At 45.9% G+C, this 15,265-nt stretch carries 14 protein-coding genes; 7 read left to right on the top strand and 7 right to left on the bottom strand.

Annotated features, from left to right (window positions below; translation table 11 throughout):
• The first annotated feature begins 233 nt into the window (after positions 1-233).
• From OEU88_RS00610 to OEU88_RS00585, 6 genes are all read left to right on the top strand, one after another.
• A complete protein-coding gene (locus OEU88_RS00610) occupies positions 234-1,529 on the top strand; it encodes a Xaa-Pro dipeptidase (protein WP_262693158.1) in 1,296 nt (431 codons plus the stop codon).
• 11 nt (positions 1,530-1,540) lie between these two features.
• Positions 1,541-2,833, top strand: a complete 1,293-nt coding sequence (locus tag OEU88_RS00605) for a M24 family metallopeptidase (RefSeq protein ID WP_262693157.1) — start codon at positions 1,541-1,543, stop codon at positions 2,831-2,833.
• Between the two features lie 89 nt (positions 2,834-2,922).
• On the top strand, positions 2,923-3,444 hold the full coding sequence (locus tag OEU88_RS00600; protein ID WP_262693156.1) for a PAS domain-containing protein: 522 nt from the start codon (positions 2,923-2,925) through the stop codon (positions 3,442-3,444).
• 60 nt (positions 3,445-3,504) lie between these two features.
• A complete protein-coding gene (locus OEU88_RS00595; protein ID WP_262693155.1) occupies positions 3,505-4,053 on the top strand; it encodes an NAD(P)H-dependent oxidoreductase in 549 nt (182 codons plus the stop codon).
• A complete protein-coding gene (locus OEU88_RS00590) occupies positions 4,046-5,833 on the top strand; it encodes a monovalent cation:proton antiporter-2 (CPA2) family protein (RefSeq protein WP_262693154.1) in 1,788 nt (595 codons plus the stop codon). The genes OEU88_RS00595 and OEU88_RS00590 overlap by 8 nt, the downstream gene beginning before the upstream one ends.
• A gap of 40 nt (positions 5,834-5,873) precedes the next feature.
• Positions 5,874-6,158, top strand: coding sequence for a hypothetical protein (locus tag OEU88_RS00585; RefSeq protein ID WP_262693153.1), 285 nt, complete (start codon positions 5,874-5,876; stop codon positions 6,156-6,158).
• A 16-nt stretch (positions 6,159-6,174) separates the two neighbouring features.
• Here OEU88_RS00585 and OEU88_RS00580 read toward each other — a convergent pair whose 3' ends face one another.
• From OEU88_RS00580 to OEU88_RS00560, 5 genes are all read right to left on the bottom strand, one after another.
• Positions 6,175-6,870: a pseudouridine synthase gene (locus OEU88_RS00580; protein WP_262693152.1), complete on the bottom strand. Its 696-nt coding sequence runs from the start codon at positions 6,868-6,870 to the stop codon at positions 6,175-6,177.
• A 49-nt stretch (positions 6,871-6,919) separates the two neighbouring features.
• Positions 6,920-7,822 carry a TIGR01777 family oxidoreductase gene (locus tag OEU88_RS00575; protein WP_262693151.1) on the bottom strand — a complete coding sequence of 301 codons (903 nt, stop codon included), beginning with the start codon at positions 7,820-7,822 and terminating at the stop codon, positions 6,920-6,922.
• A gap of 151 nt (positions 7,823-7,973) precedes the next feature.
• Positions 7,974-8,183 (bottom strand): cold-shock protein, encoded by a 210-nt coding sequence (locus tag OEU88_RS00570; RefSeq protein WP_262693150.1) that lies wholly within the window; start codon positions 8,181-8,183, stop codon positions 7,974-7,976.
• A 373-nt stretch (positions 8,184-8,556) separates the two neighbouring features.
• Positions 8,557-9,024 carry a Rid family hydrolase gene (locus tag OEU88_RS00565; protein ID WP_262693149.1) on the bottom strand — a complete coding sequence of 156 codons (468 nt, stop codon included), beginning with the start codon at positions 9,022-9,024 and terminating at the stop codon, positions 8,557-8,559.
• 15 nt (positions 9,025-9,039) lie between these two features.
• Positions 9,040-10,056: a haloalkane dehalogenase gene (locus OEU88_RS00560; protein ID WP_262693148.1), complete on the bottom strand. Its 1,017-nt coding sequence runs from the start codon at positions 10,054-10,056 to the stop codon at positions 9,040-9,042.
• 77 nt (positions 10,057-10,133) lie between these two features.
• Here OEU88_RS00560 and OEU88_RS00555 point away from each other — a divergent pair, with 77 nt between their 5' ends.
• Entirely contained in the window at positions 10,134-10,988 is an 855-nt protein-coding gene (locus OEU88_RS00555) for a LysR family transcriptional regulator (RefSeq protein WP_262693147.1), read from the top strand.
• A gap of 51 nt (positions 10,989-11,039) precedes the next feature.
• Here the strand turns inward: OEU88_RS00555 and OEU88_RS00550 are convergent, their stop codons facing one another.
• Positions 11,040-13,691 (bottom strand): ATP-binding protein, encoded by a 2,652-nt coding sequence (locus OEU88_RS00550; protein WP_262693146.1) that lies wholly within the window; start codon positions 13,689-13,691, stop codon positions 11,040-11,042.
• A complete protein-coding gene (locus tag OEU88_RS00545) occupies positions 13,691-15,214 on the bottom strand; it encodes a bifunctional metallophosphatase/5'-nucleotidase (RefSeq protein WP_262693145.1) in 1,524 nt (507 codons plus the stop codon). The genes OEU88_RS00550 and OEU88_RS00545 overlap by 1 nt, the downstream gene beginning before the upstream one ends.
• Between the last annotated feature and the right edge of the window lie 51 nt (positions 15,215-15,265).

Below are 15,265 nucleotides of genomic sequence, written 5' to 3'. Positions count from 1 at the left end.
TGCCTTTATGATTACACACCGCACCTTGAATGGGTGGCGGTTCATGCTGTGCTTTATTACTGATAATACAGCTATGCGTGTTTTATTCGACTGGCAACTGATTATTGAATGTATGCAACATAAATAAACAAATGAAAACTTACCGGCCACAAAAATTGATAAAGTCCGAGAGTTGATAAGGTTTACTTTTCCTCGTAGGGTCGCTGAAAATATTATTCTGGGAGAATACGATCGTGTCTAAGTTTGGGAAAATACGCAATGTTGTGGCTGGCGCCGCAATCTTGGCTTCTACTTCTATTGCTGCCATTGAAGCAAATGCGAAAGACTATTTCGTTACCGCGGATGCGATGATTGATGTTGTTGACGGCAAGCGTATAGAACGCCCTGCCATTCTTGTGCGTCACGGCCGTATCTCTGCAATCGGAACACAAGGCCAACTTGAAGCACCTCAGGGTATTGAGGTTGTTAACCTTGAAGGTCAAACATTAATGCCTGGCTTGATGGATATGCATGTTCATCTTTCTAGTGATGCCGAAGCGCCATTTTATGCAGGCCTTGGGCAGTCAATTCCACGCCAAACTGTCGTTGCCGTGAAAAATGCGCGCCGCACACTGATGGCAGGCTTTACGACAGTTCGTAATGTTGGCGCTGGGGGCTACTCGGTTATTGGTGTTCGGGACGGCATTAACGCCGGTGATATTATTGGCCCGCGCATTTATGCAGCAGGTCATTCCGTTGGTATTACAGGCGGGCACTGTGACAACAACTTCCTGCCTCCTGAAATGAAACTTTCAAGCGGTGGTGCAGCCGATGGTCCTTGGGCTGTGCGTGCTAAAGTGCGGGAAAACATTAAGTACGGTGCGAACGCTATCAAGGTTTGTGCCACTGGTGGTGTTTTCTCAAAAGGTACCAAGGTCGGTGTCCAGCAAATGACCCTTGAGGAGCTTAAAGCTGCTGTTGAAGAAGCACATCTGCGTGGTTTGACAATTGCGGCGCATGCACATGGCACAGACGGTATTAAGGCCGCAATCGTTGCCGGGGTAGACTCGATTGAACACGCAAGCTTTGCTGATGATGAAGCAATCAATTTGGCAAAGAAGTTCGGCACATACTTCTCAATGGATATTTATAATACTGAGTACACATTGGCATTTGGTGAAGCCAACGGCGTACCGGAAGAAAACATCAATAAAGAAAAACAAGTGTCTGCCGCGCAGCGTGATAGCTTTAATCGCGCCGTTAAAGCAGGCGTGAAAATGGTATTTGGCTCAGATGCCGCAATTTATCCTCACGGTGATAATGGTAAGCAACTGTCACGTATGGTTCAGTTTGGTATGACACCTCTGCAGGCTCTTCAGGCAGCCACCATCAACGCAGCTACGCTGCTCAAGCAGGAAAATGATCTTGGTGTAATCCGCGAAGGTTATATCGCTGACATCATTGCTGTTACAGGCAATCCTCTTGATGACGTTGCTGTTGCAGAGCATGTTAGTTTTGTGATGAAAGACGGCGAAATCTACAAGCGTTAAAGGAAACACCTATGTCAGAGCAGAAATTGCTTTCAAAACGCGGTTTCATGAAAGGCGTTGGTGGCTTTGCAGCTGTCGGCGCTCTATCTTCAACACTTGAGCAGTCGGTAACAGCGCAAGATGCAGGCTTGGCGAGCATAACTGGTGACGTTACGCCCATCACAGTTGCTGAGCGCCGCGCACGTGTTGAAAAGGCACAAAAGTTGATGCGAGAACACGGGCTCGGCGCTGTGCTGCTGGAGCCTGGGTCGGCTATGCTGTATTTCACAGGTATCCGTTGGCGACGGAGTGAGCGCCTTACAGCGGTTGTTATCCCAGCTGAAGGTGACATTGCGGTTGTGACGCCGTTTTTTGAAGAACCTAGCGTGCGCGAATCAATGTCATTTGGTGATGATGTGCGCACATGGCATGAGCATGAAAGCCCGTTTGAGCAAGTCACTTCTATTCTCAAGGATCGCGGTGTAGCTAATCGGCCTCTTGGTCTTGAAGAAACGGTTCGATATTTTGTCGTTGAAGGTCTGCGCGAGGTTAGCGCAGACATTGCTATTGCGGGTGCTCGTCCTGTGACGGAAGGCTGCCGGATGGTAAAGTCCAGCCATGAACTGGTGTTGATGCATAAAGCGAATGAAGTGACGCTACGCGCATATAATCATGTTTGGAACACGCTGGAAACGGGTATGACACCTGCAGACATTACCGCACTGATGCGGCGTGCACAGGCGCAGCTTGGCGGCAGTGGTATATGGGGTATGGCTTTGTTGGCTGAAGCTAGCGCTTACCCTCATGGCACAGGCCAGCCGCAGGTTCTCAAAGAGGGCGATATTGTGTTAATGGATTGCGGGTGTAACGTGCATGGCTATCAATCCGACATTTCGCGTACTTTTGTTTTTGGTGAAGCCACACGGCGTCAACGTGAGGTTTGGCAGACAGTTAGGCAAGGGCAGCAAGTTGCATTTGATGCAGCGCGTATTGGCACCTTTGCCGGCACAGTTGATGACGCGGTTCGTGCCTACTATGAAACACTTGGGTACGGTCCCGGGTACAAAACGCCCGGCCTTAGTCATCGTACGGGTCACGGTATTGGTATGGATGGTCATGAGCGTGTAAATTTTGTGCACGGAGAGCAGACTAGGCTTGCTAGTGGCATGTGTTTTTCAAATGAACCAGGCATCTATATATACGGCGAATTTGGCGTGCGACTTGAAGATTGTATCCATATGACAGATGCTGGACCTGTTTGGTTTACAAAGCCACCAAACTCTATTGACGAGCCTGTTGGCACGATTGGCCCGAAGCCGGTATAATCTTGCCTTAAGTCTTTATGGGCAAGTTAAAATAAGTGTGCAAAGGGTTTCAAGCGTACTAAGGTCAGGCCTGTGCCTATTGGAGCAAAATGATCGATATAGATAAAACTCCTGAAATTGAAGGCGAATTCTCTATTGAGTTGGCACGCGAAAGGTGTGTCGAGAACAAGCGGTTTGCTGAAGTTTTGGCATATTTTGATAAGAAAACAGACGGGTTACGCTTGCCGCGCCGCGCCGATCTAAATCCATCAGATTTAAAGCCTTATTTGCCCGAGGTTTCGCTATTTGATTTGATCTACAATGCACATAATGAAGTTGAAGATGTGTATCTGAGGCTTTTGGGGACACGCCTTGATGATTTTTACGGCGCGCACACCAACAAGAAAATATCCGAGAGTTTGCATCCTTATGTTTTTAAAAGAATACTCCAGTCTTCTCGTTACTGTGTAGATGTGCGTGAGCCTATCGTTGTAACGGCTGATGCATTGTCACCTAACAAAGACTTTGTAACGGTCACAATTTTGTATGTTCCTTTTTCAACGGATGGCCAGCTTATCGACCAAGTATTTGTCTACAATCAAGTCAGCCTGAAAAGCCAATCGGGCAACTAAATAATCATCGTGACTTAAGCTGTTTGCCTTCCCTGTCAGCGCCGTCTAAGGTCTGAAACCATGAAGAAGATTACACTTATCTATGCGCACCCATCACCGCACAAATCCCGCTACAATCGTAGTTTGATGATGATGGCGTGTGGCTTGCCTTATGTAGAAGTGCGTGATCTATATGAACTGTATCCATCTATGTTAATTGATGAGCAGGCTGAGCAAAACGCACTGCGCGATGCAGACGCGTTGGTATTTCAGTTTCCAATATATTGGTTTAGCGCTCCTTCAATTATTAAAGAGTGGCAAGATGCCGTACTGCAAAATGGTTTCGCTTACGGTGATGGCGGCAATGTTTTGGCGGGTAAGAAGTTTATGATTGCCGCATCTACAGGCGGATCGCAATCTGCCTATAACGATGAGCAAAGTCACGGTGCACCTGTTGCTGACTATTTGAAGCCAATTGAGATGACAGCGCGTTATTGCGGTATGGATGTTGTTGATGCCTTTGTAACACATGAGGCGCGCAGCCTTGATTATCAGGACATAAAAGGTTTTTCGGCAGCGTATTGTAAGGCTTTGTCAGCATTGATTGGGGAGACGTGTCCCGATGGATGATCACAGTTTTCTAAATAGTGCGTTTTTATATTTGGCAGCTGCTGTCATTGCTGTACCTGTTTTTAAGCGGCTCGGTCTAGGGTCCGTTCTTGGTTATCTGGCAGCCGGCATGGTCATTGGGCCGTGGGGAGTTGCCTTCATCCGGGACGTTGATGCTATCCTGAGGTTTTCGGAGTTTGGCGTTGTATTGTTAATGTTCCTTATTGGGCTGGAGCTTAATCCCAAAAAACTATGGAACATGCACCGGCAATTGATCGGCTTTGGTAGTCTTCAAGTTGTTGTCTCCATTATTCTTATCAGTCTGCTTGCCATAATTGGTGGTGCAGCTCTTAGTATTGCGGTGCTCGCAGGGCTTGCTCTTGCGCTTTCGTCTACACCTATAGCGTTGCAAACGCTTGAAGAGCGGCGATTGTTGAAATCGGAGATCGGTAAGGTTTCATTTTCGATCCTGTTATTTCAGGATATATCGATTATCCCAATTTTGGCGATTTTGCCGGTTATCGCTTTCAACAATGGTCCGTTTGTTTTTGATCTGTTGATTGCTGCGAAAGTCATTGCTGTCATTGCCTTTTTTATCTTTTCGAGCCGTTTTCTGATCCGACCTCTTTTCCGCATTATCGCGTCCACCGGCCAACGTGAAGTGTTCACAAGCTTTGCATTGATGCTGGTTGTGGGCAGTGGTTTGCTTGTTGAGTTTGTTGGTATCTCAATGGCACTTGGCACTTTTCTCGCTGGTGTATTGCTTGCTGATTCTGAATACCGGCATGAGTTGGAGTTAAACATCGAGCCTTTTAAAGGGCTGTTAATGGGCTTGTTTTTCATTGCCGTTGGCATGTCCGTAGACTTGTCACTTTTCATGGCAGACCCATTGTGGATTATAGGGTTGGTTCTTGTTCTAATTGTCGCAAAGTCATTGATTTTGATGGTACTTGGACACTTTGCAGGCTTTGTTTGGCATGAAAAAATACTATTTGCTCTTTTGCTGTCGCCTGCTGGTGAATTTGCGTTTGTTCTGATTTCGGTGATGAGTGCCACAACACTTATGCCTGATGCGCTGGCTAAAACCTTATTGGTTGTGGCGTCTTTTTCCATGTTGCTGGCACCATTGTTGATGTTTGTGTACGACTTTATTTTACGACGCTCAGCTAATGTTGATGCACGTGAGACAGACGTTATTGCAAATGAAGGACACGTTATAATTGCCGGATTTGGCCGGTTTGGACAGATTGTTGGACGTTTAATGCTTTCGCTGCAGGTACCTGTGACGGTTGTTGATAATAACCCCACGCATATCGAGACATTGAGTAAATTTGGCTTCCAGATTTTTTACGGTGACATCACACGATATGACCTGTTGGAGGCTGCCGGAGCCAAGGATGCCCGGCTGGTTGTCCTTGCGATGGATGACCCTGCTGCTGTGCAGGAAGCTGCCAAAGTTCTTAAAGCTTATTATCCTAAATTAACAGTTCTAGCGCGAGCAAAGAACCGCGGGAATGTGGTTGAACTTAAGGAACTGGGTGTCGCGCATGTGCGCCGTGAAACTTTTTCCTCTGCGCTGGAAATTGGAGAAATGGCACTACGCGAACTTGGGTATCCGGCTCATTTTGCTAACAGGGTCGCAGGTCGCTTCAGGCGCTATGATGAATATGCTGTAGACGAAATTGCCAAGTACCGAGGCGATGAAGCTGCGGTTATCGATTATGCTAAAAAAGCGCGTAAGCAATTGGAAGAATTAATGAGCCACGATGCTCAGTCGCTCAAGAATGATGATACATGGTGATGTGGGAAAGCATGCATCTTTGTCAGTATAGGAATAGATAATGCGTACACTAAAGGTGACAGTCACAAAAAATGGTGACGTATTTTTAAATGGGACATTTGATGTATCAGGAGAAGACTACCCTGTAGTGGAAGGTTTATTGAATGAAATTAACATGACGCGTGAACAGGCGGCGTCAATGTTGAGCGGGTATATGCATGCACGTGATGCTGGCAATATTACAGATGAAATGGGTAAGCTTGCTATGGTCGCAACGGTTTATATGCTGGCGGCTGGCGAGACAGATATTATTATTCCGCTTGAAGCAAGTGTAGACACATCATAACGGCGTCATACTTTATTTAAAACGGGAGGGGCGCTTCAAAGGTGACAGGTTCTTGCTTAGTTGGGTGATGAATGGTCAGCTTGTGTGCATGCAGTTGCAGCCTGTTTGCCATACCAGTCGTTATGGCATCACCATAAAGATGATCACCAACTATGACGTGGCCGAGCGCTAGCATGTGTACCCGTAATTGATGAGACCTGCCGGTTTCAGGTGTTAGTTCAACTCGACTGATGGCCGTGTTGTTCTTTTGCTCTAGGTCCAGCACGCGCCAGTGCGTTATAGCATTTTTGCCGTTTTCATGGTCGACCATTTGTTTCGGCCTGTTGGGCCAATCACAGATCAAAGGCAAGTCCACGGTGCCTTCGAGTGACGGCATTTCCCCGACAACGCGCGCGACATAGGTTTTGTGCGTTTTACGCTTCTCAAATTGCTGGCCTAACGACCGTTGAGCATTGCGGTTGCGTGCCATAATGAAAACGCCAGATGTTTCCATATCAAGCCGGTGTACTAGTAGAGGATCGTCATAGGTTGCACATGCTCTAGCTTCCAGACAGTCGTTATGTTCTTCAAGCTTGCCAGGGACAGACAGCAGACCACTTTGTTTGTTCAAAACCAACAGGTCGCTGTCAGTATATAGTACATCAATGAAAGGGTGTTGTGGTGGATCGTATGATTGCATCACATGATCGCGCTGTGTGGTGAATATAGCCATTGTTGAAGTTGTCCCTTTTTCTGGGTCACACATAACGTAGCTGCCAAGCTTATGCAAAAGCTTGTTTAAGTTCGGGTTCCTGAAATTCGAAGCCTGCTGATAGTGCTTTGGCGGGCAGTACTTTTTGGCCATTGAGCAACAGGTCTGCCATATCTCCTAGTATCAGACGCATTGGTGCTGCGGGCATTCTCAGGAAACGTGGGCGGTTAACGTGCGCTGCAAGTGCGTCACTGAACTCAGTTTGATTAACAGGAGCAGGCGCGGTGCCGTTAACGGGGCCGCTTATAGTCTGGTCTTTGGCAACAAACAGAATAAGGCGAACAATATCATTAAGGCTGATCCAGCTCATCCATTGTTGACCATCACCAAGCTTCGCGCCCATACACAGTTTTGATGACAGCAAAAGCGGTGGGAGCATGCCGCCTGATTTATCCATTACCAGTCCGGTTCTAAGATATGCTAGGCGAACCCCTGTTTGCTTAATTGGTGCTGCTGCTTTCTCCCATTGATCACACAATTGAGCCATCTCGTCCGTGCCGGGCGGGCCATTCTCTGTAAATTCGGTTTCAAGTGACATGCCGTAATAGCCAATTGCGCTACCGCTAATCATGACACTTGGCTTGTTTTCCATACGTTCAATAAGTGTGACCAGTGCTGAGGTGGTGCCAAGGCGGCTATCAAAGAAAGCTTGCTTGCGTTTCGCTGTCCATAATCCACTGAAAAGTGGTTCTCCGGCAAGGTTAACGATGCAATCAAATGATATATCAGAGGGCAGCGCGGTAAGGTCTGATATCAAGTTTACCTTATCAGGCATGTGGTTCGCGGCTTTTGCAGTGTTGCGTGTCAGCACCGTTACATGCATGCCGCTGTTGACAAGTGATGCGCTTAAGGCTTTGCCAATAAATCCGGTCCCTCCGGTGATGAGCCATTTTTGTTGGTGAACTGCAGTCAAGTTTGTTGCTCCCGGTTTTACCTCTCTGGAATATTACTTTCTACGCAACATTCTGATTGTCTGATCAGATTTATCTTTTTAGCAGCAACAAAAAAGCCCCGGCAATTGCCGGGGCTTTTCGTTAGTTACTCAGTAAAGAGTAGCTAAATAATTAGTCAACCAGCTTCAGGTTAGCAGCTGAAGAGCGACCGCGACGATCAGGCTCGATGTCGTAAGTTACTTTTTGGTTGTCGCTCAGGCCAGAAAGACCAGCAGCTTCAACAGCAGAAATGTGTACGAACACATCGTTGCCGCCTTCGTCAGGTTGAATGAAGCCGAAACCTTTGGTGGCGTTAAACCATTTTACAGTACCATTAGCCATTTTCTTTAGTTCCTTTTGCGCGATGTCGGATGAGGTGCGTATGTTCGCGCAAAAGCCAAATCAGATCAGTCGCAGGGTTATATATAATTGATTCAAACATTGAACCAGTCACCTGCCAGTAGTATGCCGATTGCGAATCGGCGTCTTGCAGTAGCCAAACTGGTATCAGTCTTTTGTTACAATTGCAAAAAATCTTGATGAAAACGTTCTGTTTTTTAAAGAAAATGGCCAAAACAGAACGTTTATTCGGGTCAAAATAACATTTATGAGAGGCAAGTGTGTCTCTGTTGCATCATGTATTTGAGGCAAGAAGACCATATGACACTGTATTGCCACCTATAAAGGATTCGAGATTCAACACAATTGTCAGGCATTATTCTTTTAACTTAACCGTGAATTTTATCTCTGTTTGACCATCAGGAATTGCAAGGGATGTTGTGCCAACAGCCGTCCATGCAGGGTGTGGCTGGTTCATCAGTTCTTTCCTTACAGACAGGATGGTTGCCATTTGCCTTGGTAAGTCGGTGTGAAAGCTTGTCATGTCCACAATGTCATCAAGTGTTGCGCCGCCTTCAGCGAGGATTTTTTCTAACATTTCAAAAGTCGCCTTGATGCCGTTTGCGTAGCGTTCTTCATAGGTGCCTTCTCCCATGAGGCGAACAATCATGCCCGAGACATAGATTGTGTCTCCAACTTTCAATGCCGGAGCAAAACCGTATTCTTCGTATATATTTTGCCAATTATCGGGGATAAGGGGCACAGCGCCCTGCCTGCTTCCTTGTGCAAACACCGTTGAGCTAATGAGTGCACCGAGTACACCTGCTAAGAATATCTTTTTCATTGTTGGTCTTTCTGATTAAAGGTTGTTGTCACGCATCCAGATATTTATTGCCTTGCCAATACCGTCTGGGTTGAACTCCTGCATATAATGCCCGCCTGGGCCCATATTATGGACAGTGAGGTCTTCGTAATTGCGGCGCATCCATTCCACGTCCCAGCGCTGAATGAGGAAGCCTTCACTTAAATGCAAAAGCAGCTTGGGCATGTTTTTTTGCTTAAGCAGGTACATGCTGTAGTTTTTCATCATATCAAGTGTGTATTGGGGCGCTTTGTCACCAATGGCGACATCGCGTGGGAATTGCAGCATAGGCCGACGGTTTTTACCTTCGCTGAAAGGTTCGCGGTATGCATTTTTTTCATCTTCAGTCAGCAGGTCTTCAAAGCTGGGTAGTACCAAACGCTCCAGAAAGAAATTGTCTTCTAGAATCATCTTTTCACCGACACCAGGGGTTCTGATTTGTCCTATCAGGTTGGCAAAACCTTCTATAACAGTGGGGGCTTCACCGGAGAGTTTTGGTTTAACACGCCCGTAAGGCACTTCAGGAGGTGCCGTGATAACGCCAGCTTCCATAAAGGCGATTGCTTTGATGCGTTCTGGGTTTTTGGCGGCGAAGTCAAAACCGAGCATGGAACCCCAATCATGAACAACCAGTGTGATGTCATCCAGTGCGAGCGTGTCCATAAACCCTTGTAGATAACGTGCGTGATCGGTTGCGCGGTATTCAATGTCAGGTTTGTCTGACTTTCCAAACCCGATTAAGTCGAGTGCAATAACGCGGTGCTCATTTTCAACATGTGGAATTACATTGCGCCATAGATAAGACCAGGTTGGTTGACCATGGATCATGACAACGATGGAGCCCTCGCCGCCGGTGTCGACATAATGCATTTTGGAGCCGAGAACTTCTACATAATTGGACTTATAAGGAAAATCATGGCGCGCTAATTCACTATCTTCCACTTGTGCTGATACTGGCCCTATTGTGATAAGGCTGGTGATTATCGTTAATATTTGGGTAGATTTTTTTATCATATTATCTCTTCTTCGCTGTTGATGCGCATTAGTTTTTCGTCTTGGCATTATTAGTCAACGTGTGTTATTGCAAGTGAATGAGCGATTTTGCACATATGGACTATATTTGGGCAGAAATGCCAATATTGCTGGCGCTTTCCCGATTTCGAACGTTGGAAGCGGCAGCTGAACAATTAAATGTGAACCGCACAACGATTAGTCGGCGCCTGAAAGGTTTTGAAGAAAAGCTTGGCGTTAAGCTTTTTGTTCGCGCTGATGGAACGTATAATTTAACCGCTATAGGGCGAGAACTTCTTGTTGCAGCAGAAACCGCTGAAGCCTCACTGACGTCAGCAGAACAGCTGTTGTTTCGAGGCGATGCAAATTCTGGCGGACCTATTCGTATTACAATGCCTCCCCATATCGCGCCTTTTACCGCAAAAATGTTTACCGATATGGTGCGAAAACGGCCTGAATATACATTTGATATTGTCGCAACCTATAAACTGGAGGAAATTGAAGCACGAGAGGCTGACATTGCACTGCGTATCCTGCGAAAGCCGCCTGACTATCCGTTGTCGGGTCAGATGCTCAGAACATTGAGAGGGGCAGTATATGAAAGTTGTGCATACGATAGAACCGATGCCGTTCACGTAATGCGGCATGGTGAAGTACCTGTTTCACCCGACATGAAGCAAGCACTTGGTGGTATCTCAACTGTTCATACGGATGATATTTGGGCAAAGCAGGAATTGATTGCAGCAGGCGGTATAGGGCGCTTGCCAATTTTTATGGGTGATAATGATGCAAGGCTTAAACGTGCTTCAGATATATTGCCTGATGCTGGTTGGCGTTTGTGGATGATAACGCATGAAGTTTTTAAAACATCGCCGCGCCTCAAGGCAATTATGGATGATATCGCGCAGTATTTTTCTGAACTGGATGCGCGCTAGAGTTTTAGTTACTTTGTAAAAATAAGCTGCGTACTCGAATGGGTTTTGAATTTAAAAACTGTTCAGACATTGGCGCACATCATCTACCTTTACAGGCTTGGTCAAGAAGGCATCTATACCAGACTGTTGGCTTAGTTTACGTGCTTCATCCATTGCATCAGCAGATAGGGCAACAATTGGGATACGGGTGCCTTTTTCTTCATCAGACCTGATAGCGCGGGCAAGGGCAAATCCATCCATGCGCGGCATACGCAGGTCAGTCAGAATTAAGTCGTGCGTTTTACGGTCAAATAATTCAAGTGCATTGAGGCCATCATCTGCGGTGTCCCATTGATAACCAAGTGATTTAAGAATTTTGCCAATGACTAGTTGATTGACCTTGTTGTCTTCAACAACAAGAATACGTTTTAATTGATTGCCTTCGGTTTCCAAGGATTGTTCATTGGTAAGTGTGGGTGTGTCTTCGTCTGCAACAGCAATTTGAAGTGGAATATCCAGCACAAATTCTGAACCTTTACCAACAGAACTATCAACTTTGATCTCACCATCCAGTAATTCTGCCAACCGTTTACATATACTAAGGCCAAGACCTGTTCCACCGTACTGCCGTGCTGTTGTCGAGTCTGCCTGTTCAAAAGGTTGGAACAGGCGTTCTATGACTTCCGGCGCTATACCAACGCCTGTATCTTTTACAGAAATACGAATGAGTGGTTCGTTTTTGCTGTTAGGAGTAACAAGCGATGCATTTACGTTTACGTGACCGCTTTCTGTAAATTTTAAGGCATTACCAAGCAAGTTAAAGAGAATTTGTCGTATACGGTTTTCGTCACTATGGATGTGTTTTGGCACATCTGGATCAACCTGAACCTTTAGTGTCAAACCTTTTTGTTCAAAAGCAGCAGTTAATAGATTTGCAACACCCTGTATGACCGATGCCAATTCAAAATCGGCCGTTGCGATTTCCAGTTTACCTGCCTCAATCTTGGATAAGTCCAGGATGTCATTTAATATAGTCAGTAATGTCTCTGCGGACTGATTGATGACCTGCACAAGTTCACGCTGTTCCTTGTTAAGGTTACTGCCTTCCAATATCTCACCGACGGAAATTATACCGTTCATAGGAGAACGGATTTCGTGGCTCATCATCGCTAGGAAGTTACTTTTTGATTGTGCGGCAGCTTCTGCTTTTCTGCGTGCTTCTTCCAGGGTGTGTTCAACCTGAACCTGTTTTGTTACATCAACAATAACGATTTGCCTTGCAGGTGTGCCGTGCCATTCAACTGAACTGCTGGCCAAGTCAAACCATTGTACTATCCTGCTTGTTCCTTTTACTGCATGGCGAGACACATGAATGGTATCGCCTGCTTTTGATGGTAATAAAAGCTTATCTGGAATACCTGCATGTCCGAGTTTGTAGTCAAAAGGTATGCCAGGGTTTATTTGATCCCACACTGATATATAAGCTTCGTTAAAATACAGTATTTCTGTTTCCGTTGCGATGCACATAGCCTGAGGTGAAAGCCTTATGACAGACTGTAGTTGTTGTGCGTTGGCTTGTAGCTGTTGTTGGCGGCCATCAATCTCTTGAATGAAATACTGTACGGCTTCGCCGATATCGGTGACTTCATCGTTTCCGTCGGTTGGGACTGGTTTCTCTCCGCCAGAAGCGCGGTTAGTTACTGCCTCTCGTAGAGAGAGTAGTCTTTGTATTACCTGCCGCCCAATGAAAACATAACTTAATGCAGCTACGACAATGGCAAAAATAGCACCGATCAGAAACAACGTAACTTGTTGTTTCACTTTTGCCGCTAATTGGTCGCTTGCGGTTTGGGCTTGGGCGCTATTGCTGGCAGCCAGATCTTCCGTTTTGCGCAGTAACTCGGCAACGAGTACCTGCATTTGCCGGGCAAGAGCTTGTGAGCGGGCCGTTGTGCCGTTAAGCGCTTTTTGAACCTCAAATAAGCCGCCATCGCTTGTGTAATTTGTAACGAACCCTTCAAGCTGTTCTTGTGCTTTAATTCTGGAAGCTGGTGCAAGTGTTTCAATGTTTCTCTCTAAGGTGCGCATTTGCCTGTTTGAGGCTCTTATGATGCGATTTTGGTCCCGCGCACTGTTTTGACCGGATACTTGTCCGGCACTGATGACCAATTGCCTGAATTGTCCAAACCAGGACAGATAGGCAGGGTCTACAGATTCGGCATCGTCACCCTCAGGTGTTTGTAGATCATTTAATACCCATTGCCCGATTGTGTCGGTCACTGCTCTTGCGCGATCTGCCAGCATTATCCGTTCGTCGATCAGTTTGTTTAAATCTTCTGTCGTGTTGGACAAAATGTCGATAATTGTGGCCAACTCTTCGGATTCTGCAATGTTATTATTATTGTTGCTCAGAGAAGACCTGATGATACCAAGGCTAGCAACGGTTTCTGTATAAGCGATTCGCCTGCTGGCCTGAATGTCGCTGTTCATCAGGCTTTCTGTTCCATGTACCACTTCTTCTAACGAGGCTGTTAGCGTAATTGTATTATTAAGTGCAGGCAGTGTTTGCTGAGAGAAGAGGCTGATTTGGTCACTGAAGTCTCGAAGAGAACGATAAGAAAATGTCGCAATAGCCAAAACCGTAATAAGCAATACGGTAATAACGCCGTTGATGCGAAAACTGAGGCCAAACTTATGTTTGGAATGTGTTGCTGTCTTGGTCATTAATTTGGTGTCAAACCTTCTACAGCTGTATTCTTAAGTCTGCCATCAGTGCGCATGCCAAGTATTTTCATTTCAGCAGCATAGTCAGCTACAATCCGCCAGATAAATCGATTGGTGCCTTTTTCAGTAATACGTTCTGCATTTTCCAGCTTGGTGAAACCATCATTTCCGCGCGCCATAAAATCAGAGACAGCTACGCGGTAGAAACGGTTATCGTTTAGCTTTTCACCGTTCATTTCAATACTAGTAATGCGGTTGTCTGCTGGAAGGTTAGCGTCATAGACCACCCTAATGTCGCTGAAGTGGATAAAACAACCGTCAAGGCGCAGTCCACAATCAATACCTTGCTCTATTATTTCTTTGATAATAGAGCCTTCCAGACTTAATAGAACTACACGATTTTCAAATGGTAATTCACGTTGAATATCACCGCGGTTAACCTGTTGCCCGGTGTGATAGTTCGTATTGCCCCGAATGGAGCCTCCATTGATAATTGCAGCATCTGCACCTGTTGCGTCTTGCATTGCATCAGTGACAATGTTGGCAAAAGGATTTTCACTGGAACGAACGTTATCTCTGTATGTGTTAAAACCGTGCTTCAATGTGGCGAGCGTTGAACCAAGCAGATGATCAAGCCGCGTTTGATAGGATTTGACTTGTGCATCAACAGCAGGTTCAGGGCTGTATGTGCTGATATCTGTAAAGGAAACATCTGTTTTTAATATGCTTGTGCCGTTTGGTCCTACCTCTTGCCATAAATCAAGCACAATCAGGTTATTGTCTAAAGCTCCATCGCTGTGTTTTTGACCTTGATTATCTACAGAGTATGGATTGTCAAAATTGTGCGCATAAAAAATGACATCCACTAAGGCTTCTTCTTGCAGGTAGCTAAGGTCATCGAAGTCTGTGTCTGCCAGTAATATGATGGCATTTGAGCCTTCTTCTCTTAATTGAGCTGATTTTGTGGTTACCACTTGTTTAGTTTCAAGAGCTCTGATTTGCCGTGCTCCGTATTCTGTGACGGCTGACGCAGATGTCAAAACAATGAAGCCGATGGTCATTTGCTCTGCATCAATGATGAAATCGCTATCAGCTATTGCAATGGGCTTATCGGTTTGCACATCGATAAGGTTGGACGTGACAATAGGGAAAGTTGCTGCATGGGCGTTTACAACAAAGTGATCAAACCCATATGAAAATTCTTTTTTTCCAATAGCCATGAAAGCTGGTTCTAGGGCATTCAATAGGTCGACCATATGTGCACCAGCATCCATAGAGCCAAGAACGGACGGACCAAGCGATGCGCCGCCGTCAATAAAATAACTTTCAGGTACTTCCTGGCTTTTTGCCTTGATAGCGCTTGCTAACTCGGCGAGGCCGGGTGCATCGGCCGCTTGTCGAATTTCAGGAAAAGAAGAGAAATATAAAAGGCGCGTTTTAGCAGAAGTGTCATCAGCGACTACTTGAAATACGGAAAGCAAGCTCCCGAAAATTACGGCAAAAAATCCTGTAGCCACTTTCACGCTAAGTATCCTAATGAAACGCCCCCAAACGTATAAAACAAGCTAATCGTT

Source organism: Kordiimonas aquimaris, assembly GCF_025574485.1.
In the GTDB taxonomy this organism is placed as follows: Bacteria; Pseudomonadota; Alphaproteobacteria; order Sphingomonadales; family Kordiimonadaceae; genus Kordiimonas; species Kordiimonas aquimaris.
Note: the sequence above shows the minus strand (reverse complement) of the source record. Positions and strands in the feature narration are given on the sequence as shown.